Source organism: Flavobacterium sp. HJSW_4 (assembly GCF_042436695.1).
Taxonomy (GTDB): Bacteria; Bacteroidota; Bacteroidia; order Flavobacteriales; family Flavobacteriaceae; genus Flavobacterium.
Genome location: NZ_JBHNPP010000038.1, coordinates 12,432 through 35,418, shown reverse-complemented (window position 1 = coordinate 35,418; position 22,987 = coordinate 12,432). Strand labels below are relative to the sequence as shown.

20 protein-coding genes and 1 riboswitch are annotated in these 22,987 nt (G+C 33.5%); of the genes, 15 read left to right on the top strand and 5 right to left on the bottom strand.

Annotated features, from left to right (window positions below):
* Positions 1 to 238: 238 nt before the first annotated feature.
* Both ACE01P_RS22055 and ACE01P_RS22050 read left to right on the top strand, forming a co-directional pair.
* Positions 239 to 1,378 carry an exo-beta-N-acetylmuramidase NamZ domain-containing protein gene (locus ACE01P_RS22055; protein ID WP_379701205.1) on the top strand — a complete coding sequence of 380 codons (1,140 nt, stop codon included), beginning with the start codon at positions 239 to 241 and terminating at the stop codon, positions 1,376 to 1,378.
* Between the two features lie 141 nt (positions 1,379 to 1,519).
* Entirely contained in the window at positions 1,520 to 3,382 is a 1,863-nt protein-coding gene (locus tag ACE01P_RS22050; protein ID WP_379701204.1) for a TonB-dependent receptor plug domain-containing protein, read from the top strand.
* A 68-nt stretch (positions 3,383 to 3,450) separates the two neighbouring features.
* Here the strand turns inward: ACE01P_RS22050 and ACE01P_RS22045 are convergent, their stop codons facing one another.
* The 3 genes from ACE01P_RS22045 to ACE01P_RS22035 all read right to left on the bottom strand — a co-directional run bounded on the left by ACE01P_RS22045 (position 3,451) and on the right by ACE01P_RS22035 (position 6,007).
* Positions 3,451 to 4,188: an alpha/beta hydrolase gene (locus ACE01P_RS22045; protein ID WP_379701203.1), complete on the bottom strand. Its 738-nt coding sequence runs from the start codon at positions 4,186 to 4,188 to the stop codon at positions 3,451 to 3,453.
* The gene (ygiD, locus tag ACE01P_RS22040; RefSeq protein WP_379701202.1) at positions 4,185 to 5,075 is read right to left on the bottom strand and encodes a 4,5-DOPA dioxygenase extradiol; all 891 of its coding nucleotides are present in this window, start codon (positions 5,073 to 5,075) and stop codon (positions 4,185 to 4,187) included. The genes ACE01P_RS22045 and ygiD overlap by 4 nt, the downstream gene beginning before the upstream one ends.
* Positions 5,076 to 5,176: 101 nt before the next feature.
* On the bottom strand, positions 5,177 to 6,007 hold the full coding sequence (locus ACE01P_RS22035) for a helix-turn-helix domain-containing protein (protein WP_379701201.1): 831 nt from the start codon (positions 6,005 to 6,007) through the stop codon (positions 5,177 to 5,179).
* Positions 6,008 to 6,217: 210 nt separating this feature from the next.
* Between ACE01P_RS22035 and ACE01P_RS22030 the strand changes: the two genes are divergently transcribed.
* Entirely contained in the window at positions 6,218 to 7,879 is a 1,662-nt protein-coding gene (locus ACE01P_RS22030; RefSeq protein WP_379701200.1) for a HEAT repeat domain-containing protein, read from the top strand.
* A gap of 254 nt (positions 7,880 to 8,133) precedes the next feature.
* Positions 8,134 to 8,394 (top strand): hypothetical protein, encoded by a 261-nt coding sequence (locus ACE01P_RS22025; RefSeq protein ID WP_379701199.1) that lies wholly within the window; start codon positions 8,134 to 8,136, stop codon positions 8,392 to 8,394.
* A gap of 124 nt (positions 8,395 to 8,518) precedes the next feature.
* On the opposite strand, the gene ACE01P_RS22020 is transcribed toward ACE01P_RS22025, so the two are convergent.
* Positions 8,519 to 9,277, bottom strand: coding sequence for an SDR family oxidoreductase (locus ACE01P_RS22020; RefSeq protein ID WP_379701198.1), 759 nt, complete (start codon positions 9,275 to 9,277; stop codon positions 8,519 to 8,521).
* A 230-nt stretch (positions 9,278 to 9,507) separates the two neighbouring features.
* Between ACE01P_RS22020 and ACE01P_RS22015 the strand changes: the two genes are divergently transcribed.
* The 6 genes from ACE01P_RS22015 (at position 9,508) to ACE01P_RS21990 (ending at position 16,660) form a co-directional block, all read left to right on the top strand.
* On the top strand, positions 9,508 to 9,840 hold the full coding sequence (locus ACE01P_RS22015; RefSeq protein ID WP_379701197.1) for a hypothetical protein: 333 nt from the start codon (positions 9,508 to 9,510) through the stop codon (positions 9,838 to 9,840).
* Between the two features lie 103 nt (positions 9,841 to 9,943).
* Positions 9,944 to 10,147, top strand: a complete 204-nt coding sequence (locus ACE01P_RS22010; protein WP_379701196.1) for a hypothetical protein — start codon at positions 9,944 to 9,946, stop codon at positions 10,145 to 10,147.
* A gap of 191 nt (positions 10,148 to 10,338) precedes the next feature.
* Positions 10,339 to 13,011 (top strand): PAS domain S-box protein, encoded by a 2,673-nt coding sequence (locus tag ACE01P_RS22005; RefSeq protein ID WP_379701195.1) that lies wholly within the window; start codon positions 10,339 to 10,341, stop codon positions 13,009 to 13,011.
* A gap of 2 nt (positions 13,012 to 13,013) precedes the next feature.
* Positions 13,014 to 13,463, top strand: coding sequence for a response regulator (locus ACE01P_RS22000; RefSeq protein ID WP_379701194.1), 450 nt, complete (start codon positions 13,014 to 13,016; stop codon positions 13,461 to 13,463).
* 212 nt (positions 13,464 to 13,675) lie between these two features.
* A riboswitch (SAM riboswitch) is annotated at positions 13,676 to 13,776 on the top strand.
* A gap of 242 nt (positions 13,777 to 14,018) precedes the next feature.
* Positions 14,019 to 15,008 carry a redoxin domain-containing protein gene (locus tag ACE01P_RS21995; protein ID WP_379701193.1) on the top strand — a complete coding sequence of 330 codons (990 nt, stop codon included), beginning with the start codon at positions 14,019 to 14,021 and terminating at the stop codon, positions 15,006 to 15,008.
* 173 nt (positions 15,009 to 15,181) lie between these two features.
* Positions 15,182 to 16,660, top strand: coding sequence for an aminotransferase class V-fold PLP-dependent enzyme (locus ACE01P_RS21990; protein WP_379701192.1), 1,479 nt, complete (start codon positions 15,182 to 15,184; stop codon positions 16,658 to 16,660).
* A 61-nt stretch (positions 16,661 to 16,721) separates the two neighbouring features.
* Here the strand turns inward: ACE01P_RS21990 and ACE01P_RS21985 are convergent, their stop codons facing one another.
* Positions 16,722 to 17,099, bottom strand: coding sequence for a winged helix-turn-helix transcriptional regulator (locus ACE01P_RS21985; protein ID WP_379701191.1), 378 nt, complete (start codon positions 17,097 to 17,099; stop codon positions 16,722 to 16,724).
* Between the two features lie 92 nt (positions 17,100 to 17,191).
* Between ACE01P_RS21985 and ACE01P_RS21980 the strand changes: the two genes are divergently transcribed.
* From ACE01P_RS21980 to ACE01P_RS21960, 5 genes are all read left to right on the top strand, one after another.
* Positions 17,192 to 18,187, top strand: a complete 996-nt coding sequence (locus tag ACE01P_RS21980; protein ID WP_379701190.1) for an NADP-dependent oxidoreductase — start codon at positions 17,192 to 17,194, stop codon at positions 18,185 to 18,187.
* Positions 18,187 to 18,663, top strand: a complete 477-nt coding sequence (locus ACE01P_RS21975; protein ID WP_379701189.1) for a cupin domain-containing protein — start codon at positions 18,187 to 18,189, stop codon at positions 18,661 to 18,663. Before ACE01P_RS21980 ends, ACE01P_RS21975 begins: the two co-directional genes overlap by 1 nt.
* A gap of 292 nt (positions 18,664 to 18,955) precedes the next feature.
* A complete protein-coding gene (locus ACE01P_RS21970) occupies positions 18,956 to 20,302 on the top strand; it encodes a TolC family protein (RefSeq protein ID WP_379701188.1) in 1,347 nt (448 codons plus the stop codon).
* An 11-nt stretch (positions 20,303 to 20,313) separates the two neighbouring features.
* Positions 20,314 to 21,378, top strand: coding sequence for an HlyD family secretion protein (locus tag ACE01P_RS21965; protein WP_379701187.1), 1,065 nt, complete (start codon positions 20,314 to 20,316; stop codon positions 21,376 to 21,378).
* Positions 21,379 to 21,381: 3 nt separating this feature from the next.
* Positions 21,382 to 22,950 (top strand): MFS transporter, encoded by a 1,569-nt coding sequence (locus ACE01P_RS21960; protein WP_379701186.1) that lies wholly within the window; start codon positions 21,382 to 21,384, stop codon positions 22,948 to 22,950.
* Positions 22,951 to 22,987: the final 37 nt, after the last annotated feature.

The following is a 22,987-nucleotide window of genomic DNA, read 5'->3' as shown; positions in this document are numbered from 1 at the left end:
GTACAAAGATGATTTTAGTGCCAAGATCTGGAGACAAATTAATAAGTATTAAAAGTTTTTTTTCGCCACGAATTCACGAATTATTTAAATTCATTGGTTCGTTTTATTCGTTTTATTCGTTTTGAATTGCACGAATTATTACAGATTAATTAGTGTAATTCAGCGCGTCGATTTCCATATAGATTTGAAAAAATAATTCGTGAATTCGTGGCGGGAAAAAATAAAAAAAATAATTACCATGAAAAATATAATAATCTGTTTGATGATTTCAGCAGTTTCTTTCGCGCAGCAAATAAAAACAGGAGCTGAAAACTCTTCAAAATACCTGCCTTTATTAAAAGGAAAAACCGTTGGCGTTGTGACCAATCAAACCGGAATTATCACTAAAGAAAAACATCTGGTCGATTTTTTAGTTGAACAAAAAGTAAAAATCAAAAGCATTTTTGCACCAGAACACGGTTTTAGAGGAACGGCTGACGCTGGAGAAAATGTTTCTGACGAAATAGATTCTAAAACAGGTTTGCAGATTGTTTCGCTTTATGGAAAAAACAACAAGCCAACTCCAGAGCAATTGAAAGGAATCGATATCATGATTTTTGATTTGCAGGATGTTGGAACGCGATTATACACGTACGTTTCTACTATGCACCGCATTATGGAAGCTTGCGCTGAGAACAATGTTCCACTGATTGTGCTGGATCGTCCCAATCCGAATATTGCGATTGTCGACGGTCCGGTTTTGGACATTGCTTTTAAAAGCGGAATCGGAATGCATCCAACGCCTTTGCTTCACGGAATGACTTTAGGGGAAGAAGCCAAAATGATCAACGGACAAAAATGGCTAAAAGACGGAATTCAATGTAAATTGACTGTAATTCCGTGTTTGAATTATACTAGAAAAAGTTCTTATAGTTTGCCTGTTCGACCTTCGCCAAATTTACCAAACGATCAGGCGATTAATTTATATGTGAGTTTATGCCTTTTTGAAGGAACAAATGTGAGCATGGGACGCGGTACGGAAAAACAGTTTCAGATTTATGGTTCTCCATATCTTCCAAAAAGCGATTTCTCTTTTACGCCAAAACCTAATTTTGGTGATAAAGATCCTTTGTATAAAGGCGTGGAATGTAACGGAGAAGATTTGTCTTCGATTCCAAGAATAAATAGATTGGAGATTAAATGGCTTATTAAAGCCTATCAAACCACATCGGATAAATCTAAGTTTTTCGATAAAAGAAAATTTGCCATTCGTGCAGGAAATGAAAAACTGCAACAGCAAATTGAAGCTGGAATTTCTGAAGAAGAAATTAGAAATAGCTGGAAAAAAGGTTTGGCAGACTTCAAAAAAATGAGAGCTAAATATTTGATTTATAAGTAATATCTTTCAGCTTTTCTTTCGTTTTGTTTAATTTTACGCAAAATAGAATAGAAAACCTTCCGGTCTACTTATAATTATTAAACTGGTATACTTTGTTGGTACGGTAACAGGTTACTTTTGCCAAAAAAATAGTAAACCAAAATGAAAAAAATCTATTTTGCTGTTTTTACAGTAATTTGTACCAATTTTTACGCACAGACCAAAAAAGATTCCATTAACCAAATGGATGAGGTTATTATTAACGAAGGCCGTTTTAATACGCCAGTTTCAAAACAAAACAGAAATGTTTACGTTATCTCAAGCGAAACCATAAAAAAACTTCCAGGAAGAACATTGCAAGAAGTTTTGCAATATGCTAACGGAGTCGATATTAGACAAAGAGGTCCTTTTGGAACTCAAGCCGACATCAGTGTTGATGGGGGAAGTTTTGAACAAACTGTTGTTTTATTAAACGGAGCAAAAGTTATCGATTCGCAAACTGCCCATAATATGTTGAATCTTCCTCTTCCAGTTGAGGCAATTGAAAGAATTGAAGTGGTTCGTGGTCCGGCTGCGAGAATTTACGGAATCAACAGCTTAACGGGAGCGATTAATATCATTACAAAAAAACCTACCGATTCTGGATTTTTAGTGAGCACTTATGCGGGTTCTAATTTTGAAAAAGATACGCAAGATACAGGAGATACTTTTTACGGAACAGGAGTTCAAGCTGGAGCTGTTTTAGGAAAAGAAAAACAACAGCATTTGATTTTTGCTTCGCACGATAAAAGCAACGGTTACCGTTACAATACAGCATTCGAAAACAATAAAATTTTCTACCAAGGAAATGTGCAGATCAATGATAAAAACGAAATTTTAGGTTCTGCGGGTTACATCAATAACGGATTTGGAGCAAACGGATTTTACGCAGCGCCTGGAGATAAAAACTCTACTGAAATTGTTCAGACAACATTTGCAAATATTCAGTCGAATCATCAAATTACGGAGAATTGGAAAATTATGCCAAGAGTTACTTACAGATACAATTATGACGATTACCGTTATTTAGGAAACTCAAATTTAGCAGTTGGAAGAAGTCAGCATTATACGAATTCTATTGCGGGAGAATTGAACTCTACAGTTAAATTATCTAAAGGAGAAATTGGTTTTGGAGCTGAATTCAGAAGTGAAAATATTCATTCTTCAAACATTGGAGATCATGATCGTGATAATGTTGGTCTTTATGCAGAATACAGAACAAGTTTTACGGAGAAATTAGATGTAAACATTGGAACGTATTTAAACTACAATTCAGATTATAAATGGCAAATTTATCCAGGAATTGATGCAAGCTATGAGATTACAGACTCATTTAAAATCATTGGAAATGTGGGAACAAGCCAAAGAATTCCATCATTCACAGATTTGTATTTGAAACAAACTGGAAACATCGGAAATGCAGATTTAGAGTCAGAAAATGCTTTTCAGAGCGAGATTGGATTTAAATACAACAAAAGAGCTTTGAGCTTTAATGCGAATTATTTCTACAGAAAAATTGACAATTACATCGACTGGATGCGTAATTTGACAACTCAGCCGTGGCAAAGTCAAAACACAGGAGATTTAAACACAAACGGAATCAATTTACGCGGAACTTACCGATTTGATTTCTCTAAAGATTCTAGATTGAACATTCTTTTAGGATACACATATTTAGATTCTGAATTCAAAACAGCGCGTACAGAAACGTATTCGAAATATTCAATTTCTTCATTAAAACATCAAATTACAAATACGATAGATTATCAATTTAAAAATCTATCTGTAATGTTTGCAACTCGTTTTAACGAAAGAATTACGGGACCTTCGTATTGGGTAAATGACTTTAGAGTAAGTCAGACAATTAATAAATTCACCATTTTCTTAGATGGACAAAATATTTTCAATGCAACGTATTATGAAGTAGGAGCAGTGCCACTGCCTTCAAGATGGTTTACATTGGGAGTGAAATTAGTTACTTTTTAATTACTTGATTTAGGGAATTAGATTCATGTAAAAAAGCCTGTAAATGTTACGTTTACAGGCTTTTTTTATTAACGGATATTGTTCTTTAACCAAAGATTGACATCATCAAACATTTGTCTATTTACAGTGTGACCTTCTTCGTAAGAATGAAAATCAGGATTTAAGTTTTTGGTTTTCAGAAAATCAGTAGCATCGATGGCGTATTGATAATTCAAAACTGCATCTTGTTTTCCGTGTGAAATGAAGATTTTAAGTTTTTCAAGACGTTTTTCATCTGCCATAAAAGGTTTTATTTCGGGTAAAAGTCTTCCGCTCATTACGGCAATTCCTTTTACTTTTTCTGGTGCAGTAAGCGCAACGCTGTAACTCATGATTCCGCCTTGGCTAAATCCCATTAGATAAACTTCTTCAGAATTAAAATTAATTTCAGATTTTAAATCGTTAATAAAATCAATCAGCATCAATCTTGAGTTTTCTGCTTGTTCCGCATTGATCTGAGGTTTTCCAGTAGAGAAATCTACCTGAAACCAAGCAAAACTATTTGGTCCAAAAGTTAATGGTCCACGAGCCGAAACCACTACAAAATTATCGGGCAATTCGGGAGCAAACGAAAAAAGATTTTGCTCGTTTCCGCCAACGCCATGAAGCAAAATTACCAATGGCGGATTTGCTGTTTTTATTTTGGGTTCTCTAATTAAATAATGCAGTTTAGTTTTTTCTTTAGTTGAATTCATAATCGTAAAACTGAAAATTGATATTGTAATAAGGAATGCAAATGCGATCCAAAAAGGCTTTTTTAAACTCATGCTTTGTCTATTTTTACAGACATCATATTTAGTGATCCAGCCACCAATTCGTCATTGAAAATAGTTGCTTTTTCGTCTTTTTCCTGAAGCGATAAAATATACAATAACGGCATATAATGTTCTGGAGTTGGAACTGCCAATTCAAATTCTCTTCCTTGTTTATCAAAATGGATTAGTGAATTATGATCTTTATCCAAAATCATGCTTTTCATTTTTTCATTCGCAATATGCGCCCATTCAAAAGCATAACCTGGAACCATCATTTTGTCCCAAGCGGCAAGGCGTAAGTTGTGAACGGTATTTCCGCTTCCAACAATCAAAACACCTTTTCGGCGTAAAGCAGCCAATTCTTTTCCTAATTCATAATGATATGAAGCAGGTTGAGAATAATCGATACTCATTTCGATAATCGGAATATCTGCATTTGGATAAAGAAATTTAATAACCGTCCAACATCCGTGATCCAATCCCCAACTATTATCTAATCCAACAGAAGTCGAAGTAATCAGTTTTTGTGTTTCTAATGCCAATTCTGGACTTCCAGGCGCAGGATATTGAACATCAAAAAGTGCTTGCGGAAAACCTCCAAAATCATGAATAGTGGGTGGTTTTTGCATTGCGGTTACAAAAGTTCCTTTGGTTTCCCAGTGTGCCGAAATACAAAGTATCGCTCTTGGTTTTGGAAGTGTTTTTGCCACTTGCTGAAAACCTTGCGTGAAATTATTATCTGCCAATGCGTTCATCGGATTTCCGTGTCCTAGAAAAAGAACTGGCATTCGTTCTGTAGGTCCAAAAGTATCTACAGCGGTTTTAAGTGAGCTGAGTTTCATTGCTGCAGCTCCGATAGGTAAAATTGCCATGGTTTTTAGAAAATCTTTACGATTCATTTTTTATGATTAATTGCTTAAAAGTATCTTTAATTTGAGATACAAAATTGCAATTAAATATAACGAAAGGGGTAACGATTTTCGGAAGAAAGGTTGTGTTTTTAAGAAAGAAGCCTTTTCATTTCTTCTCTAAACTCGGTTGGAGTCATTCCTGCTTTTCGTTTGAAAGCGTGTGTAAAATAGGTTTTTTCATTAAAACCGAGTTCATAACCTATTTCAGCAATGTTTTTATCTGTAGTCATTAATAGGTTTTTGGCTTCGGTTAATTTTCGAGTTTCAATAATTTCCGAAACACTTTGCTGTAAAATACTTTGACAGATATTATTTAGATTTCGCGAAGTCATAAAGAGTTTTTCTGCGTAGAAATTAACGTCTTTAGATTCTTTGTAATGTTCTTCCAATAATCTCAGAAAATTTTTAAAAGTAGAACTCTGAATTTTTTTCGATTCATCGTTATCCAAATTCAACTTTCTTCTTTCCGATTCGATAATCGTAAAAAGAGCGCTTAATAATTGTTTGATAACCGCAAGATCTGGAGCTTCCTGCTCATATTCATCAAAAATAATTTTGCAGATTGTATCGAGTTTTTCAAAACATTGATTGCTTTGCAGACTGATATTTGCCTTGTCATGAAAAGAAGCATAAAGGCTAAAAGTAGTTTCGGCAATAAATTCACTTTTAAATCGTAAAACCCACATATCGCAATCGCCATTTTTTATGAGCGGTTTGGCGCGATGAATTTTTCCCTGAGTGACAAAACTAATAAAAGGCGCGTCTATCAATTTGGATTGAAAATCTATAAAATGTTCCAACTGACCTTTATTCCCAATAATAAGTTCTTCAAAATCATGCGCATGAGGTTCGTTTACCGATTGCATAATTTTTTCAGATTCGGCAGTTGTGATTTTAAACATTTTGAAAATCTCAGTCATAATTGGTCTTTAGAGGAATCTAAAGGTAATTATTATTCTTAGATTTTTTGAAATTTAAAAAATACAATAAGATTAAATGTCCTTCTAATTAAGTTGGAAAAATGTTGTATAAATATTCTTATATTCGTTAGAAGATATTAAACAAAAAATGGTCTGTAGGCTTGTAAAAGAGATGAAAACTATCTTATTCGAAATGATAAAAAAATAGAAATGAAAATAAACTTAATCATTACAATTATTCTGTTAACTTTTTTTACAAAGGCTCAATGTCAGTATGCAGTAAACTTTAAAGCTGATTTTAAATTGTCTTTGAACGAGACATTTAATGAAGACCAACTAAATGATTTATTTTCAAAATATTCAAATCTTTTAACTCCTCAAAGCGACATTACACAATTAAGTTCTAGTTTAAAGGGCGAAACTTTGTCGATTTTTCCTTTAAGCGATTTCAAAAAAGACGATTTATATATTGACAATATTGATAAAATGTTGAATTCAGAAAACTCTTTTCAACGTTTATTCTCCTATTTAATAATTGGCGCTTCCAATGATCTAACAAGAGAAGAACAATTATTAAATAAACTAAAAATTGAAAAAGATAAAGGGAATTTGATTTGGTGCGGAATGGCGCTTCTGCATTTAAAAACAAAGCATACCACTGAATTGTTTGATTTTTTAGTAGAAAATGAAAATTTTGGAGATGCTCATATGCTACCTTTATTTTTTAAACTAGATAAAAAGAGTTTACAAGAAACAGCTTATCAAAGATATAATAGTGACAATGTAAAAGCTAGAATTTTAGCGATTCAGATCTTATCAAAAACTGGAAATAATCCCGAAACGGAGAAAATAGTTTTAAATGCTGTTAAAAATTGGGATATAAATAGTAAAGGATATGCAATTTATACGGTAAAAGAACTTCAAATAGGAAATTTGCTTGAGACCGTTAAACCTTTTTTAGATAATGATAAAACAAGAAAAATTACTTTACAAGCTTTAGCAAATAGTCCGACAAGTACTGACAATGAGTATTTAAAATCATTAATAAATCAAAAAGAAACTGTTTCTAATGATTTATTAAGTTGTTATCTTGAATCGAAAAAAATTAAAAATGTAAAATATTGGTTAGAATTACTGAGATCTAAAAAGGTTTCAAATGATTATTACTTTTCAGTTCCACTAAATAAAATTCTTTATTCTGACGAATTATTGCCCGATATCCAAAATACTTTAAAAGAGTGCAAAAACGAAAAAATAATCGAAGAATTAGTTAGAGCGTTACGAAGTAGAAATGATGTAGAAAGTACAACTATTTTATTAGACTTTTTAAAATACAAAAATGCAACGATAAGATATTGGAGCGCAGATGCATTAAAAGGAAATAAAAGCCAAAAATTAATTGATCTTTTGCCAATTTTAATAAATGATGAAAAATACAGAACAGTAGCTTTGGTAGATTTATTTGTTGAAAATAATATTAATGATCAGCAAATTACATTTGAGAAAATGTATAAAAATAATAGCAAAGATTCCGAGTGGGAGAGAGGATCAATAGAATATTTAGCTAATTTTCCTTTAGAAAGACATAAAGAACTTTTTAGAAAAATTTTAAAAAATAAGCAATCAGATTTTGCCGTTAGATATGATGCCGCATTAGGATTAGGAAGATTGAAAGATGTTGAATCTGTTGATTTATTAATTCAAGTTTGCGAAGAAAATAGAAAAGAAAGCGATCTAAATTCAAGAACATACCTGCAGGCATTAGCAATGATTAAAGGAGAAAAAGCACAAAATGAGATTAAATCATTCTTAAATAGCGATGAACAAGTTGTTTCAAAACTTGCAGTAGAATTGTTAGACAATTGGAACTAAATAAGTCTGTAAACATGATGTTTACAGGTATTTGATTTTAAAATTCGAAACGTAATATTTTTTAATATTTTCTTAATCCATTTTGGAAACATTTTTTTTAATTTTAGTAAGTTTAAATAGAATGATATAAAATTTCTCCGAAATATTGTAACAGCCCATTAACTTAATTTATTGAATTTTACCAATCTATGAAAACAAAGTAATAATCATACTTTCAGTTTCTGCGGTTTCTGATGGTATAAAAAAGTTAGAAAATGGATACAAGAAATCAACAAAACGATTTATTTCAAGATGGAATTGATCGTACGCAAGAATCAAATTGGGATCCTATTTTGGGTTATCATATGTATTTTCCAAATGATGAAAATAGGGATGAGCATCTAAGTGACAGAAACAATCCTGTTCAAAAGCCAAATACTGGAGATTGGGGAGATGATGCCGATTATGAAGCGCTTAGACATAAAAGTAATTCTCGGAATGATATTGCTGAAAATGATGCAACTAAAACAGATTAATAACGAAGAAAAGAGCGGTAATTTATCGCTCTTTTTTATTTTCTAAAGAAGGATAAAAAAACACCTGCACAGAAATTGTACAGGTGTTTTCAAATTAAAAAAATGAAAAAGTGTGGGGTATCTTTTAAATGATTTGAAGATGAGGCCTAACCTGCATGCTCACAATATCGCAACGTTTGGGTTGACATAAGCAGAATAAAACGCTCATGGCAATATCTTTTGCTTCGAGCATTTCCATTTCATTTATTTTTTCTTTTTGAACTTCTTTTGGTTCTGGCTGCATATCACTTGTGACCGCGCCAGGCTCAACGTGTGAAACTTTAATCCCCAACGGATTAATTTCTTTACGAAGTGCAGTGCTAAAACCTCTAATGGCGGTTTTTGTTGCGACATAAATAACACCGGTTTTTTCTTTTACTTCGGCACTCATAGAACCAATGTTTACAATATGTCCAGATTGCTGTTCTTTCATTCTGTTGACTGCTTCTTTCGCGAAAGCGATATATCCTAAAATATTAGTTTCCAAAATGTATTTCCAATCATCATATTCACCTTCAATAATTCCCCCAGCAGGCAAAGCGGCGTTGTTAATCAAAATATCTATTCCGCCTAGAACTTTGTCGACTCTTTCCCAAATTCGGGTAATGTCTTCTTTTTTAGTGATGTCTGCCGTTTCTCCAAAGATTTCTCCTTTAGATGATTTTGTTTTAATATCATCCATAGCATTATAAAAATCACTTTCGTCTCTTCCGAAAATAAGCACTCGACCGCCTAAAGAAACTAGCAAATCTGCAATAGCTTTACCAATTCCTGTTGTGCCGCCTGTAATTACAATTCGCTTTTGGCAGATAGTATCACTGAAGTAGTTTGACAAGATTTCCATACTCTATGTTTTTTATTATTTAGATTTGAATTTTCCTTTTTTTATCTTTTATAAAGATGTGTAAAATGTTCATTTCAAAGCTACTAACTAAAACCTAGAGAAGGTTTACAGCTTTAATTCAAAAATTTTATAGGATTTCCAGTGCGGTTTTATGTAAGAATGAAAAGAAATAGTATAAGCCTAACCGTTTTAATAATAGTTACTTAGCATAAATTGAAAAGTAAATAATTATGAAAACAGTTTTGAGAATAAAAATAATGATTCTGATAGGTCTGATAGGAGTATTAAGTTCGTGTAAAAAAAATGACGGTTACAGCGATGAAATAGAAACTGTAATATCGCCTCTTGACAGCGGAGAGAATACAATAGACAGCGTAAAAACCGAAAACAACATGGAGACAGGTATTAATTCTACTCAAAAAAATGGATCAGAAAGTACAGTTGGAACAGGAAGCGGACCGAGTGAAAGCCCAGAAGACGGTGCTCTTTACACGCCCGCGACAGGTGTGCAAAAAGATAGTGTAAAAGCCAAAAAAGATAGTATTAAACGTAAAAAGAAATAGCATTATATAAAAAGTAGTTGAAATTGTGTAAAAATTACATTTGTTTAAAAGACTATTTTTATAAAATAATACAAGGAAATATTTATTTAAAAAATATATGATTATGAAAAGGCAAATAAAAATGAAACTTGCTTTCTTAATTCTTCTAACAGGATTAGCATTTTCTTGTAAAAAGAATGAAAGCACTACAATAGATTCATCTGAAAATGATTCTATTGAAAAAACTTTTGATACAGTTGGACCAGAAGTAGATACAATTAATATGGATACAACTGCAACAGTTAAAGCTGATACGATTACGAAATAATTATTCGGCAAAAAAATATGAAAAAGCTGAATCTTTATGATTCGGCTTTTTTGATTTTAGAATGCGATAAAAGAATTCAACGAATGTTAAAAATAAAAACGTTTTTCTCTATATTTGAGAAAGAAATTAACCGTTTAAATTCCTTTTTTGCTATTGAAAAACTTTAGAAAATCCCTTTATTTAGTACGATAATGGAGCTAATAAATAATTTAGATCTTTTTCAGACCGTTTTTAATTCTGCACCAAATGGAATTGCAGTTTTAAAGTCTTTGTACGATAATAAAGACAAAGCCCAAGATTTTTCAATATTGTTGTTTAATGATCGTATTATTAATTGGATCGATGATAAAGATTACAAGGGCAAACGATTCACCAAAGTTTTTTCTAAAATTAAAGGGACGAATATTCTAGAACAGCTTATAGAAGCATCAGAAACTGGAATTACAGCCAATTTTGAGCAATGGTATGGAGAAGAAGCTCAAAAAAAATGCTTCAGATTTACTGCCGTAAAACAAGACGATGTTTTGGTGGTGACAATGGAAGATATCACCGAAAAAAAACATGCCGAAACAGCTCTTAACAATGCATTGCTTGATGCAGAAAAACAAAAAAGACTATACAATTCTATAATAAACGGAACTCCCGATCTGGTTTATGTATTTAATCTTGATTACAAATTTACGTACGCCAACAAAGCTTTGCTTAATATGTGGGGCAAATCGGCAGAAGACTCAATCGGACGCGGATTAAGAGAAAATGGTTATGAAGATTGGCATGCCGAAATGCACGAAAGAGAAATAGATACCGTTGCTGCCGAAAAAAGATCGATTAGAGGAACCGTTTCTTTCCCTCATGCTGAATTAGGGAGAAGAATTTACGATTACATTTTAGTTCCCGTTTTTAATGAAAAGGGAGAAGTAGAACTTGTTGCCGGAACAACGCGAGATATTACGGAAAGCAAACAAGCAGAAGAAAAATTGCAGCAAAGTGAGAATCGTTTTCGAAAAATGATTCACCAAACGCCAGCTCCAACTTTAGTGCTTAAAGGTGATGATCTTGTTATTGAACAGATCAATAAGCATATGCTTCAAATGATAGGTCGCGGTGAAGAAATTGTGGGAATGCGACTGATTGATGTTTTGCCTGAACTCGAAGGGCAATATGTTTGGGAACAGGTTTTGAAGGTTTACAATGAAGGAATTCCTTTTGATCAAAGTGAAGTTCTCGTGCCTCACAATCGTACAGGAGAATTAAAAGACTACTATTATAATTTGGCTTATCGCCCGTTGATTGAAGACGGAGAAATAACCGGAATGATCCAGGTAGCCGTTGAGGTTACGCAGCAAGTTGTCGCACGTCAAAAAATGGAAGAAAGCGAAAGCCGTTTTCGAGCTTTAGTCAATGCCTCTTCAGATTTGGTTTATCGCATGGATGCTGATTGGATGATTATGCAAAATCTAGAAGGAGACGGGCGTTTGACTAATCAAAGAGAACGTGGGATTAATTGGCTGGACAAATTTATTCATACTAGCGATTTGCAAATGGCGGTTCATCTTATTTCTAAATCGATAGTTGAAAAATCCATTTTTGAAATGGAACACAAAGCCATAAATGAGGATGATTCTGTTAAATGGATTTTTTCAAGAGTGGTGCCGATACTAGATGAACATGAAAAGATTATTGAATGGTTTGGCGCGTCGAGTGATATTACTTCGCAAAAACAACTTCAAAATGTTATCGCAGAAAGCGAAGAAAGATTTAGACAACTCGCAGATTTGGTTCCTCAAATTATTTGGACAGCCAATTCAGAAGGTTTTGTTGATTACTATAATAGCCGTTGGTACGAATATACAGGTTTCGAAGAACATGAATTTGGAGATCCAAGCTGGATTTCAAAACTGCATAAAGATGATGTTTATTTAGTATCAAAAACTTGGTACGAAAGTGTTAATGCAGGAGTTCCTTATCAGCTTGAATTTCGTTTAAAGAATGCTAGCACAGGAGAATACCGCTGGTTTTTGAGTAAAGCGCTTCCTATTAGAGATAAAGAAGGTGTAATTACCAATTGGTTTGGAACTTGTACGGATATTCACGAACAAAAATCGATTACCGAAAAACTAGAAATTCTGGTCGCAGATCGTACAAAAGAACTGCAAAGATCCAATGATGACTTACAGCAGTTTGCCCATGTTGCTTCGCATGATTTGAAAGAACCTGTTCGAAAAATAAAAACCTTTTTGAGTCGTCTGGAAGATCACATGGAAGGACAGTTTGACGAATCTTCATCAAGATATATTGAAAGAATTCATGTCGCGGCAGATCGTATGTTTAATATGATTGATGGAGTGTTGGCGTATTCTAAAATGAATGCAGATTCGCAAAAAGCAACAATTGTCGATTTAAATGAAGTCATTAAAAATATAGAAACCGATCTTGAAATTGCACTTCAACAAGCAAACGGCAAGATTTATTTTGAAGAGCTTCCAATTATAGAAGGCGCATCGGTATTATTATATCAGCTATTTTATAACCTGATTAATAATTCTATAAAATTTGCTCAAGAAAACGTTCCGCCAGAAATTAACATCACTGCGACAGAACAAATTGAAGATGGAAGTAAAGTAGCCATAATTACGGTAGAAGATAACGGAATTGGCTTTGATCTTGATCAAACAAGACGTATTTTTGAAACGTTTACTCGTCTAAATTCGAAAGATCGCTACGAAGGAACAGGTTTAGGTTTGTCACTTTGTAAAAAAATAGCCGAACGCCACGGCGGAAGTATTACCGCAAGCGGAATTGCTGATAAAGGCGCAATTTTTATTATAACACTGCCATTCGAACAAAAAGTAAAAGACATTTAATTATGGAAGGAAAGATGATTTTATTAGCTGATGATGATACAGATGATGCAGAAATGTTTTGCGAAGCGCTGGCAGAAATTGATGAAAGTATTGTTTGCCATTGTTCGGAAAACGGCAGTGGAGTATTAAATATGCTGAAAGATCAAGAGAAAACTCCAAAGGTTGTTTTTCTGGATTTAAATATGCCAGTTATGAATGGCTGGGAATGTCTAAAGCAATTAAAACAAGAGGAACGTTATAAAGATATTCCTGTAATTATGATTTCTACCTCTTCACATAAAAATGACATGGACACTGCGGCCAATCTTGGAGCGGTCTGTTATTTTGTGAAACCAAATACTTTTAAAGATCTCAAACAAGCGTTGGGATTAATTACGTCAAATCTAGAAAACGGATTAAAAGAGACGCTTCCAAATCTTGAAAAGAACAAATATCTGCATGTTTTTCTTTGAGAATAAAGATTACATTTCGGAAAAACGTATGAATTGTTTTTATAAAAAGAAAGATGAATTCAAAATAATAATTTATCTTAATTTGTTGATTTTTATTGTTTTGTGATGGTTTAAAAGCATTTCTAAATAAAAATTTTAAAAAAATATAATTTAAATTACACTAATTCGGTAGAATTAATATATATTTGTATTACAGAAAATTTAAATAATGATACTTATCCAGAAAGACTGAGGGAATAGGCCCATTGAAGTCTTAGCAACCTGTTGCCGAATAAGGTGCTAAATCCTTCCGCTGTGTGCGGGCAGATAAGAAAGATTTCTCCGTAAATCTGTTTAAGATCATCCATATTAAAATCTTTATTATGAAAGCAGAATCAATTTTGTACAGCGGTTATGAACTCTTGAATTCCATTTTTGAAGAAAACAGCTTTGCCTTTTTCTGAATGAGAAAACAGTAGTCTTTTCCAGATTCCCTTTATAAAATAAAAATAACGCTAATGGCTTTTGGCATTGGCCTGGAATTCTTTTGTCTAATCTTAAAAAACTAAAAATAAAATGAAAAAAATACTATTAGGTTTTGCTTTGCTTCTTGGAGCTTTTCAAACTCAAGCTCAGGAAAATAATTTACAGTTAAAAGGAACTGTTGTCGACACCGTGGCGCAATACGTTTACTTGCAGAAGTTTCACAATAAAATGTTTACTACAATTGATTCGGCTAAAGTAAAAGACGGAAATTTTAGTTTTAAAACAAAAGTAAAAACACCAGAATTATACGGTTTAAGCGTAAATACAGAAAGTTCGCCTTTGTATATTTTTCTTGAAAAAGATCCGATTACGGTAAAATTGAGTCCGAAGAAATATTACACGGGTTCTGTGGTTGAAGGTTCGGCTTCTCAAGATTTATTCGAAACCTATAAAAAGACGAAAGACGTTGAAATCAGCAAATTCATAACAGAACATCCAAAATCTATAGTTTCGGCTTACGTGCTTTACAGAAATTGGTCGTACAGATTATCGCCAGAACAAATCACTCAAAATATTGCTTTATTAGATAAAAGCCTTCAAAATATTACTTACGTGAAAGAACTAAAAGAACTGGTTACCGTTTTAGACGGATTAGCAGTTGGTAAAAAAGCCCCTGATTTTACCGCTAAAGATCCAGATGGAAAACCAGTTCGCCTTTATGAAAATTTAAAAGGGTACACTTTAGTCGATTTTTGGGCATCTTGGTGCGGTCCATGCCGAAAAGAGAATCCGAATATCGTTGCTGCCTACAAAGAATTTCACGATAAAGGATTCAACATTGTAGCAATTTCTTTAGATAAAAAGAAAGAAAATTGGATAAAAGGAATTCAAGATGATAATCTAACATGGACACACGTTTCTGATTTGCTTTTCTGGAACAGCGCCGTTGCAAAATTATATGGAGTGAGAGCAATTCCTGGAAATTATTTAATTGATTCTAAAGGAATAATCGTTGCGAAAAACCTACATGGAGAAGAATTGCAATCGACTTTAAAATCTCTTTTGGAGAATAAAATTTGATAAAAACACATAATCTTGTCATCCTGACGAAGGAAGGATCTCCACAAGAAACTCCTCAAAGAATGTAACTAATCTTTGCGGAATATAGGACGAAGATTCCTCGTTCCTCGGAATGACAATATTGGGTAAAGCCTATTTAAAATACAATTTAGTTAATTTAAAATGATAAGGATATGAATGCTATTGAGCCAACAACAAAACCAACAGAATCTGAGTGTTACTTCTCTAAGTTTAGAGAAAATACAGTAGGAATTGACCATATTTTCGAATCGGTTTATGGAGAACAAAATCTAGTTTATGCAGACTGGGTTGCCAGCGGAAGATTATACCGCCCGATTGAAGATATAATGCTCAATAAAATTGGTCCGATGATAGCCAATACACATTCATTTTCAAGTCAGACAGGAAAAACGTCTACGTATGCTTATCAGCATGCGAGAGAAATTATAAAGAAATCGGTTAATGCCAGTTCATCAGATGTTTTGGTAACAACTGGAAGCGGAATGACGGCAGCTTTATCTAAACTGCAACGCATTATTGGAGTTAGAAGAAACTATGAATCTGAAATAGATAAACCAGTCGTTTTTATTACGCACATGGAACATCATTCGAACCAAGTTCCGTGGTACGAAATTAATGCAGATGTTGTAATTCTTTCTCCTGATGAAAATAATTTAGTTGATCCAAAAGTTCTTTCAGAAGAAATAAAAAAATATGCTGATAGAAGTTTAAAAATTGGTTCGTTTACAGCTTGTTCGAATGTTACGGGAATTATCACGCCTTATCACGAATTGGCCAAAATTATGCACCAAAACGGCGGACTTTGTTTTGTAGATTTTGCAGCTTCGGCACCTTATGTAAAAATAGATATGCATCCAAAAGATCCTGAAAAACAATTGGATGCGATTTTCTTTTCTCCTCATAAATTTTTGGGCGGACCTGGAACTTGCGGTATTTTGGTTTTTAATGAAAAATTATACCAATCTGATTTTCCTGATAATCCTGGTGGCGGAAATGTAAAATGGACCAATCCGTTAGGAAAATATTGTTACAGCGATGTGATTGAAGTGAGAGAAGATGGCGGAACTCCAGGTTTTCTGCAAGTGATTAGAACTGCTTTGGCTTTAGAATTAAAAGAGCAAATGGGCGTGGAGAACATCAAAAAAAGAGAAGAAGAATTGCTTGATCTTTGTTTTTCGAGGCTTCAAAAAATAAACGGATTATCCATTTTAGGAGATTTAACCACAGAAAGAATTGGCTGTGTTTCTTTTGTGATTGAAGATATTCACTACAATTTGATTGTTAGACTTTTAAATGACCGTTTCGGAATTCAGGTTCGTGGTGGCTGGTCGTGTGCGAGTACGTATGCGCATTATCTTTTTAATATCAATGAAAAGAAATCGGCTGAAATTACAAATGAATTATTGCAGCGAAATCAGACCAATAAACCAGGTTGGGTTCGTTTGTCATTGCATCCAATTATGAGTAATGAAGAGCTTTTTTACATCTGCGACGCAATTGAAAAAGTAGCTCTGAATTATAAAAAATGGAAGAAAGATTATGAATATAATTCGGTTTCCAATGAATTTGAAAATCCGAAGATTAAAGATAACATCGAAAAAGATGTAAAAGAATGGTTTAAGTTAGTTTGAGTTAAGTTAGTTAATAGTAATCCTAACAGGTTTTTAAAACCTGTTAGGTATCTTGAAAAGATTATTTAATCGATTCGATGATTTTTTCTCGGTGTGCCAATCCCCAATTAACTAAGGTTTCTGTAACAGGAAGTACGGATTTGCCATATTCGGTAATTGCGTAAATAACCGTAGCGGGTTTAGTATCTTGCTCGGTTCTGGAAATGAGTAAATTGGTTTCAAGTTCCTTAAGTTCTTTGCTGAGCATTTTAGCCGAAATTCCATCAATTTCACGTTGCATTTTTTTTAAATGAATGACTTGATGAGTTCTATTAGTTAAAAACCTTAGAATCATTAATTTCCATTTTCCACCTAAAACATCAAGACTGTCCCGCATTGCCATAAGTTCTTCAGAACAATTGGCTTCGCGAAGGACTCCGTTATCATTAATTTTTGCCATACTAGTTTCTCTTTGGTAACCGGTTACCTCGGGTTAACCCATAACAAAAATAAAATATTACGGCGATACTTTTGTAAACTAAATTGATAAAAATGAAAGCAATAGTATTACAGGAAAACCGTGAATTTAGGCTGGAAACAGTTGAAATTCCACAACCTAAATCAAATCAGATTCAGGTAAAAATTATGGCTTCAGGTTTTAATCCGATTGATTATCAAATGACCGAAAACGGCTCAGAAAGAAAGTTGATTCATTCCCCAATTCTAGGACGTGAATTTTCGGGGATAATTACGGCAATTGGAAGTGAAGTAACTGAGTTTAAAATTGGCGATGCTGTGTTTTGCGGATCAGGAAGTATGGGTTCAAACGGAACTTATGCAGAATATATTTGTGTTCCAGAAGGAATTGCAGTCAACAAACCTCAGAATATTTCTTTTGAACAAGCGGCAGGAATTCCATCAGCGGGACTTACCGCTTTGCAGGCTTTTAAACGAATGGATGCTTCTTTGACTGATTCGATATTGATTACAGGAGCGGCTGGAGGGGTAGGTAATATTTTTATTAAACTGCTTATCGCGAAAGGTTTTTCCAATTTTGTAGTTACCGCAGGAAATGAAGAAAGTATCGCTTCTTTGGTTGATCTTGGAGTGAAAGCAAAACAAATCATCAATTATAAAAAAGAAGATATTTACGAAACGGCTCTTTCTTTAAACGAAAATAAAAAATTTGATATTGCTGTAGATTTAGTTGGAAATAATGTCGCTGAAATTGCCGCAAAACTCCTAAAAATAAACGGAATTTATATTGATGTCACCAATTTTTCGACTCCAGAATCACGCGGAATTCTTTTTTCAAGAGGAGCTTCAATTTATAATATTTCAAATTATGCGTACGGAATTGAAAAACAATACAATTATTATAAAAACGGATTAACAGAATTAAGCCATTTAATAGAAAATGAAATAATTAGTCCGCCCAATATTTCTATAGTTGGAGAATTGAACAAAGAAACTGTTGAGAAAGCGCTTTCAATTCTAAAAGAAAATAAAACAAGCGGCAGAAAATTAATAATGAAGATCAATAAATAATGAAAACAATACCAAGAAGAATCGTAACAGGTTTACGAAACGGAAAATCAATTATAGAACAAGATGAAATTGTTACGAATGTCTCAGAACATTTTCCTGGATTAATCATTTCAGATATTTGGTCAACAGATTCGACACCCGTAAAATTTGAAGAAAAAGTTATTGAAAATACTGCTTTTCCGAACACGCCAAAAAATGGAAGTTATTTTCGTTATGTCCAGATTCCGCCCGATAAAGATTTGGGTGTGATAGCCAAAGAAGGAGAACCGCATCCTTTAATGCATCAGACAGATACTTTAGATTATATCATCATTATTTCAGGCGAAATTTACTTGATTGTTGATGAAGAAGAAACCTTGCTGCAAGCCGGAGATATTGTAATCCAGCGTGGAACCAATCATGCTTGGAGCAATCGATCCGATTCGCCATGCATTCAATTGGCTGTTTTGCTGGATGCGTCTAAAACTGAAAAATAAAAATTATACGCCGATAATTACATGTTGATTTATTTGTAAATCGTATCGATCAGAAATTGATTGATGCGATTTTTTTGTTTTAGCATAGGCTCAAAAATACCTCAAAATGGTTTCATTTTATAAGATGAAACCATTTTGATTATTTATATTTAAAGTTTTGATTATTAAAGTTTTAAATTTAATTCGAAAATAACTGCCTTAAAAAGAATTTCTAAGCCTCTACAGAAAGTTTGCTAAATAATATTGATTACAAATTCCCAAAAAAAAAGCAAAACTAAATCAATATAATCGAATGAGTTATTGGCAATTTAGAGTTTTAAATTTAAAACATTTGACTCTGGTTTTATTGTGCTGCAGCTGTAACTTAGGTTTTGCACAGCAAGATACGGTCAGTCTTGCATCTGCAAAAAAAATAAGGCTCGACGAAGCAATTTTATTAGGAATTAAAAATAACCGGCAACTAAAACTGGCAAATGCTGATTTGGCAATTGCGAATGAAAATGTCGGCCAGGCTAAAATTGCCAAAATGCCAAGGATCGGTTTAAACGGCGGTTACAATTATATCGGAGATCCAAAATTGTATGAAGGATTTTATGAAAACCAAATTACCGTCAATTATTACAATCATCAAGCATTTGCCAATATTATTTCGTCATTGCCCATTTACGCTGGAAATGCCATAAATACAAGAATTAATCAGCAGGAATTAATTACCGAAATGCAGCAATCAGCAGTGAAAATGACAGAAGCTGATGTTAAAAACGCGATTACGGAACAATATTTCACGCTCGAAAAACTATATCGTCAAATTGAGGTAACGAAACAAAATATCATTAATACCGATATTCGAATCAATCAATTAAAATCTCGTGTAAAGAATGGTCAGAATTTGACGAGCGATCTTTTAAGAACCGAATTACAGCAATCTAATTTTAAAGTTTCGGTTTTTAGAAGTACCAATACGATTGAATTGATCAGTAATTATCTGGATATCTTAATCGGTTTTCCGACGAATACTATTCTGAAACCTGAAGTCGCAGAAAGTATGATCCCGACAGAAAACATGAATCTGCAGCAAAGTTTAGAAGAAGCTTTTCAGAATAGAGAAGAGATCAAACGCGCAGCTGTAAAAATCAAATTATCAGAATCTTCATTGAGTTTAACTAAAAGCGGATTTAAACCGAACTTAAATGCAAATCTTATCCTCAATACAGAATATCCAGCGCAATGGCCTAATTATGTGAATGTATTGAATTATTGGGCGGCAGGACTTTCTTTAAACTGGGATATTTCTAGTTTCTATAATCTGAAACATCGCATAAGCGGAGACAAATTAGAAATTGATAAAAGTAATATTGCCTTAGAAGTTACTAAAGATCAGATTTCTACAGAAGTTAAAAATGCCTTCGTCAGATATGCGGAAAGCAAGGAAAACATCAAAACTTACAAGAAAGATGTAGAATTATCGATGAGCAATTATAAGATTGTAAAAAGCCGTTATGACAACGATTTTGCTTTAATCAGCGAAATTGTCGATGCCGAATTACAACTAAATAATTCTAGAATTTCACTCGTAAACGCCAATTTAGATTTGATTATTCAATATTACTCACTTCAATATGCGATGGGCAAACTTTAATTTATCTTGTTATGAGCGAAGTAGATACACAAAATGTAGTAATTCAGAAAAGTGAAAAAAGGAGAAACAGAGTTCTCACCATTCTGTCTTTTGTTTTTCTAATTGCAGGAGGATTGTGGATTTTAAGTTTATTCTTTGATTTCAGTTCTTATGAAACTACAAATAACGCTCAAGTCGAAGCTTACATAAACAACATTGCAGCGCGCGCAACAGGACACATAAAAGAAATAAAATTTGAATCGAATCAGCAAGTGAAAAAGGGAGATACGTTGGTTGTTTTGGACGATGAAGAATATATTATCAAAGTCAAACAAGCAGAAGCAGATTTGGCTATAGCTGAAGGAAATTTGCATTCGCTACAGCAAAATATAACGACTTCAGTTTCCAATCAAGCCTCTGGAAAAGAGAAATTAGCAGGAGATTTGGCAAGCTTAGAAAAGGCTCAAAAAGATTATCAGCGCTTTAAAAATATGTTTGCAGATTCGGCGGTAACGCGAAATCAGTACGATCAGGTTATTTCCAAATTAAAATCGGAAGAAGCTTATGTTAAGGCGGGAAGAAAAGGTTTGGAAGCAAGCAGTTCGATTACCAAACAGAGTTCGATTAATCTAGAAGCGGCCACAGCAACAGTTGCGAGAAAAAAAGCAGATTTGGATGCAGCAAAATTGCAATTGTCTTATACGGCAATTATGGCGCCTGCCGATGGTTTTATTGGAGAACGAAATTTGTCTATTGGCGAATTAATCAATGCCAATCAAACTATTGCTACGATGGTTCTGATGGAGAAATTATGGATTTCGGCGAATTTTAAAGAAACCCAAATCGAAAAAATAAAGCAAGGTCAAGAAGTTACCATTACGATTGATGCTTTGGATGGAAAAGAATTTAAAGGGAAAGTGGCAGGTTTTTCTCCAGCAACAGGAGCTAAATTTTCGATGGTAGAACCAGATAATTCAACAGGAAATTTTGTAAAAATAACACAACGAATTCCAGTTAAAATTGAATTTGAAACTCCGTCTAAAGAGCTTCAGGAAGTACGACCAGGAATGAATGTAACGGTTGAAGTAAAAAAGTAAAAGATGTTTGCAGGAAAAAAAAGGAGCCTTTTCACACTGACAGGATTATACATTCTGACGATTCCTTTTTTTAACGGATTGAATGTTACCACTTATGATAATTCGCAGATATTAGGACATTTTGGACCTTCTACAAGTGCTTTTAGTTATGCGGTTTACATTCCCATTTTTGCCATGCTCGCTTTTTTGCCTTTAGGATTAAAATTAGGAAAACAAATCAAAGTTCGAACTATGATTTTATCAGTTTCGTTTTTATCGCTTTTATTTAATACCGCTTCATTGTTTGCACCAACAATTGCGTGGTTTGTTTTATGTCGTTCGCTTTTGGCAATAGTTTCGATCATTGGAATATTTGCTTCAATGGTTCCTATTTTATTGAAATACAATCCAGCTTTAAATATGGCTTTGATGTACGGCATTTTTCAATTTATACAAAAAGGAAGTCAGCATTTGTATCAATATTTAGGAGCGCATTTTGTGAGTTTTCATAACTGGACATTCGGAGTTTATTTTTTGAATGTCAATTTTTTAATCTGCATTATTCTGGCTTGGTATTTTTACAAAGCCGATGTTGCGCCTCTTAAAACCAAATTTCAATTTGATTGGAGAGGTTGGATTATCATGATTTTATTTTTTACAATAATTCTTTTTTTATGTGCCGAAGGACAAACGAGAAATTGGTTTAGCGATCTTAAAATAACTTTTGCTTTCGCATTTTTATTTATTACGGCAGGAATTTATATGCTTCATGTTCGTTTTACGGCAGAACCTTTAATAAATCCTGATGTTTATAAATTTAAGAATGTTGTAGCAGGTGCATTTTTGATGTTTTATATCGGAATAATGAACGGAACAGGAAGTGTCGTAACAGGTTACATGACAAATGTTCTCGGATTTGATCCTGTTCTTGGAGCTGTAACGCATCTTTCATTATTGATTGGATTATGTATTTCGATTCCGCTTTCAACTTATCTTTTATACAAACGCATTTATCTCGCTACCATTTGGGTAATAGGTTTTGCCTGTTACGGAATTTATCATATTACGCTCTTTTTCAGATTCTATCCAGGAATTGATGCATCCGATTTTTATCTGCCTTTAATTTTTAAAGGATTAGGAATGGGATTTATTTTTCCTGTTTCGCTGCTTTATATCTCAGAGGGAGTTCCGCCACAATTGAGCACTTCGCGCATGATGACCGGAATTATAGCTCAGGCAATTTTTGCTTCTTTATTGGGCGGAGCTATTTTAGGAACTTTTATTTCGAATATGAATGTGCAGCATAAAACAGGTTTGAGTCAGCAATTGAGCGCCATAAACAAACAAGCTGAAAGTCAGCTGGAAAATTCAAAAAAGAAATTTTTATTCATGGGATTATCGGATGCTGAGGCACAAAAAAAAGCAGAAAAAAGCCTTTCCAACCAAACTTCGCAAGCTTCTATTTTATTGGCTTACAAAGATATTTATCTCGTCATGTCGGCAATATGTTTTCTGCCCATTTTTATTATTCTGCTTTTTAAACTTTGGCGAAGACCAATTGGAAGAGTAGAAGTTGAGCCGATACCGATTTGAGGGTGAAGAGACTAGAAAGAAGAAAGAGACAAGAAGC

What these genes read in the sequence shown, in the direction of transcription:
- ACE01P_RS22055 (WP_379701205.1), top strand. Translation starts at nt 239, where the DNA reads ATGAAAAATATAATAATCTGTTTGATGATTTCAGCAGTTTCTTTCGCG.
- ACE01P_RS22050 (WP_379701204.1), top strand. Translation starts at nt 1,520, where the DNA reads ATGAAAAAAATCTATTTTGCTGTTTTTACAGTAATTTGTACCAATTTT.
- ACE01P_RS22045 (WP_379701203.1), bottom strand. Translation starts at nt 4,188, where the DNA reads ATGAGTTTAAAAAAGCCTTTTTGGATCGCATTTGCATTCCTTATTACA.
- ygiD (WP_379701202.1), bottom strand. Translation starts at nt 5,075, where the DNA reads ATGAATCGTAAAGATTTTCTAAAAACCATGGCAATTTTACCTATCGGA.
- ACE01P_RS22035 (WP_379701201.1), bottom strand. Translation starts at nt 6,007, where the DNA reads ATGACTGAGATTTTCAAAATGTTTAAAATCACAACTGCCGAATCTGAA.
- ACE01P_RS22030 (WP_379701200.1), top strand. Translation starts at nt 6,218, where the DNA reads ATGAAAATAAACTTAATCATTACAATTATTCTGTTAACTTTTTTTACA.
- ACE01P_RS22025 (WP_379701199.1), top strand. Translation starts at nt 8,134, where the DNA reads ATGGATACAAGAAATCAACAAAACGATTTATTTCAAGATGGAATTGAT.
- ACE01P_RS22020 (WP_379701198.1), bottom strand. Translation starts at nt 9,277, where the DNA reads ATGGAAATCTTGTCAAACTACTTCAGTGATACTATCTGCCAAAAGCGA.
- ACE01P_RS22015 (WP_379701197.1), top strand. Translation starts at nt 9,508, where the DNA reads ATGAAAACAGTTTTGAGAATAAAAATAATGATTCTGATAGGTCTGATA.
- ACE01P_RS22010 (WP_379701196.1), top strand. Translation starts at nt 9,944, where the DNA reads ATGAAAAGGCAAATAAAAATGAAACTTGCTTTCTTAATTCTTCTAACA.
- ACE01P_RS22005 (WP_379701195.1), top strand. Translation starts at nt 10,339, where the DNA reads ATGGAGCTAATAAATAATTTAGATCTTTTTCAGACCGTTTTTAATTCT.
- ACE01P_RS22000 (WP_379701194.1), top strand. Translation starts at nt 13,014, where the DNA reads ATGGAAGGAAAGATGATTTTATTAGCTGATGATGATACAGATGATGCA.
- ACE01P_RS21995 (WP_379701193.1), top strand. Translation starts at nt 14,019, where the DNA reads ATGAAAAAAATACTATTAGGTTTTGCTTTGCTTCTTGGAGCTTTTCAA.
- ACE01P_RS21990 (WP_379701192.1), top strand. Translation starts at nt 15,182, where the DNA reads ATGAATGCTATTGAGCCAACAACAAAACCAACAGAATCTGAGTGTTAC.
- ACE01P_RS21985 (WP_379701191.1), bottom strand. Translation starts at nt 17,099, where the DNA reads ATGGCAAAAATTAATGATAACGGAGTCCTTCGCGAAGCCAATTGTTCT.
- ACE01P_RS21980 (WP_379701190.1), top strand. Translation starts at nt 17,192, where the DNA reads ATGAAAGCAATAGTATTACAGGAAAACCGTGAATTTAGGCTGGAAACA.
- ACE01P_RS21975 (WP_379701189.1), top strand. Translation starts at nt 18,187, where the DNA reads ATGAAAACAATACCAAGAAGAATCGTAACAGGTTTACGAAACGGAAAA.
- ACE01P_RS21970 (WP_379701188.1), top strand. Translation starts at nt 18,956, where the DNA reads ATGAGTTATTGGCAATTTAGAGTTTTAAATTTAAAACATTTGACTCTG.
- ACE01P_RS21965 (WP_379701187.1), top strand. Translation starts at nt 20,314, where the DNA reads ATGAGCGAAGTAGATACACAAAATGTAGTAATTCAGAAAAGTGAAAAA.
- ACE01P_RS21960 (WP_379701186.1), top strand. Translation starts at nt 21,382, where the DNA reads ATGTTTGCAGGAAAAAAAAGGAGCCTTTTCACACTGACAGGATTATAC.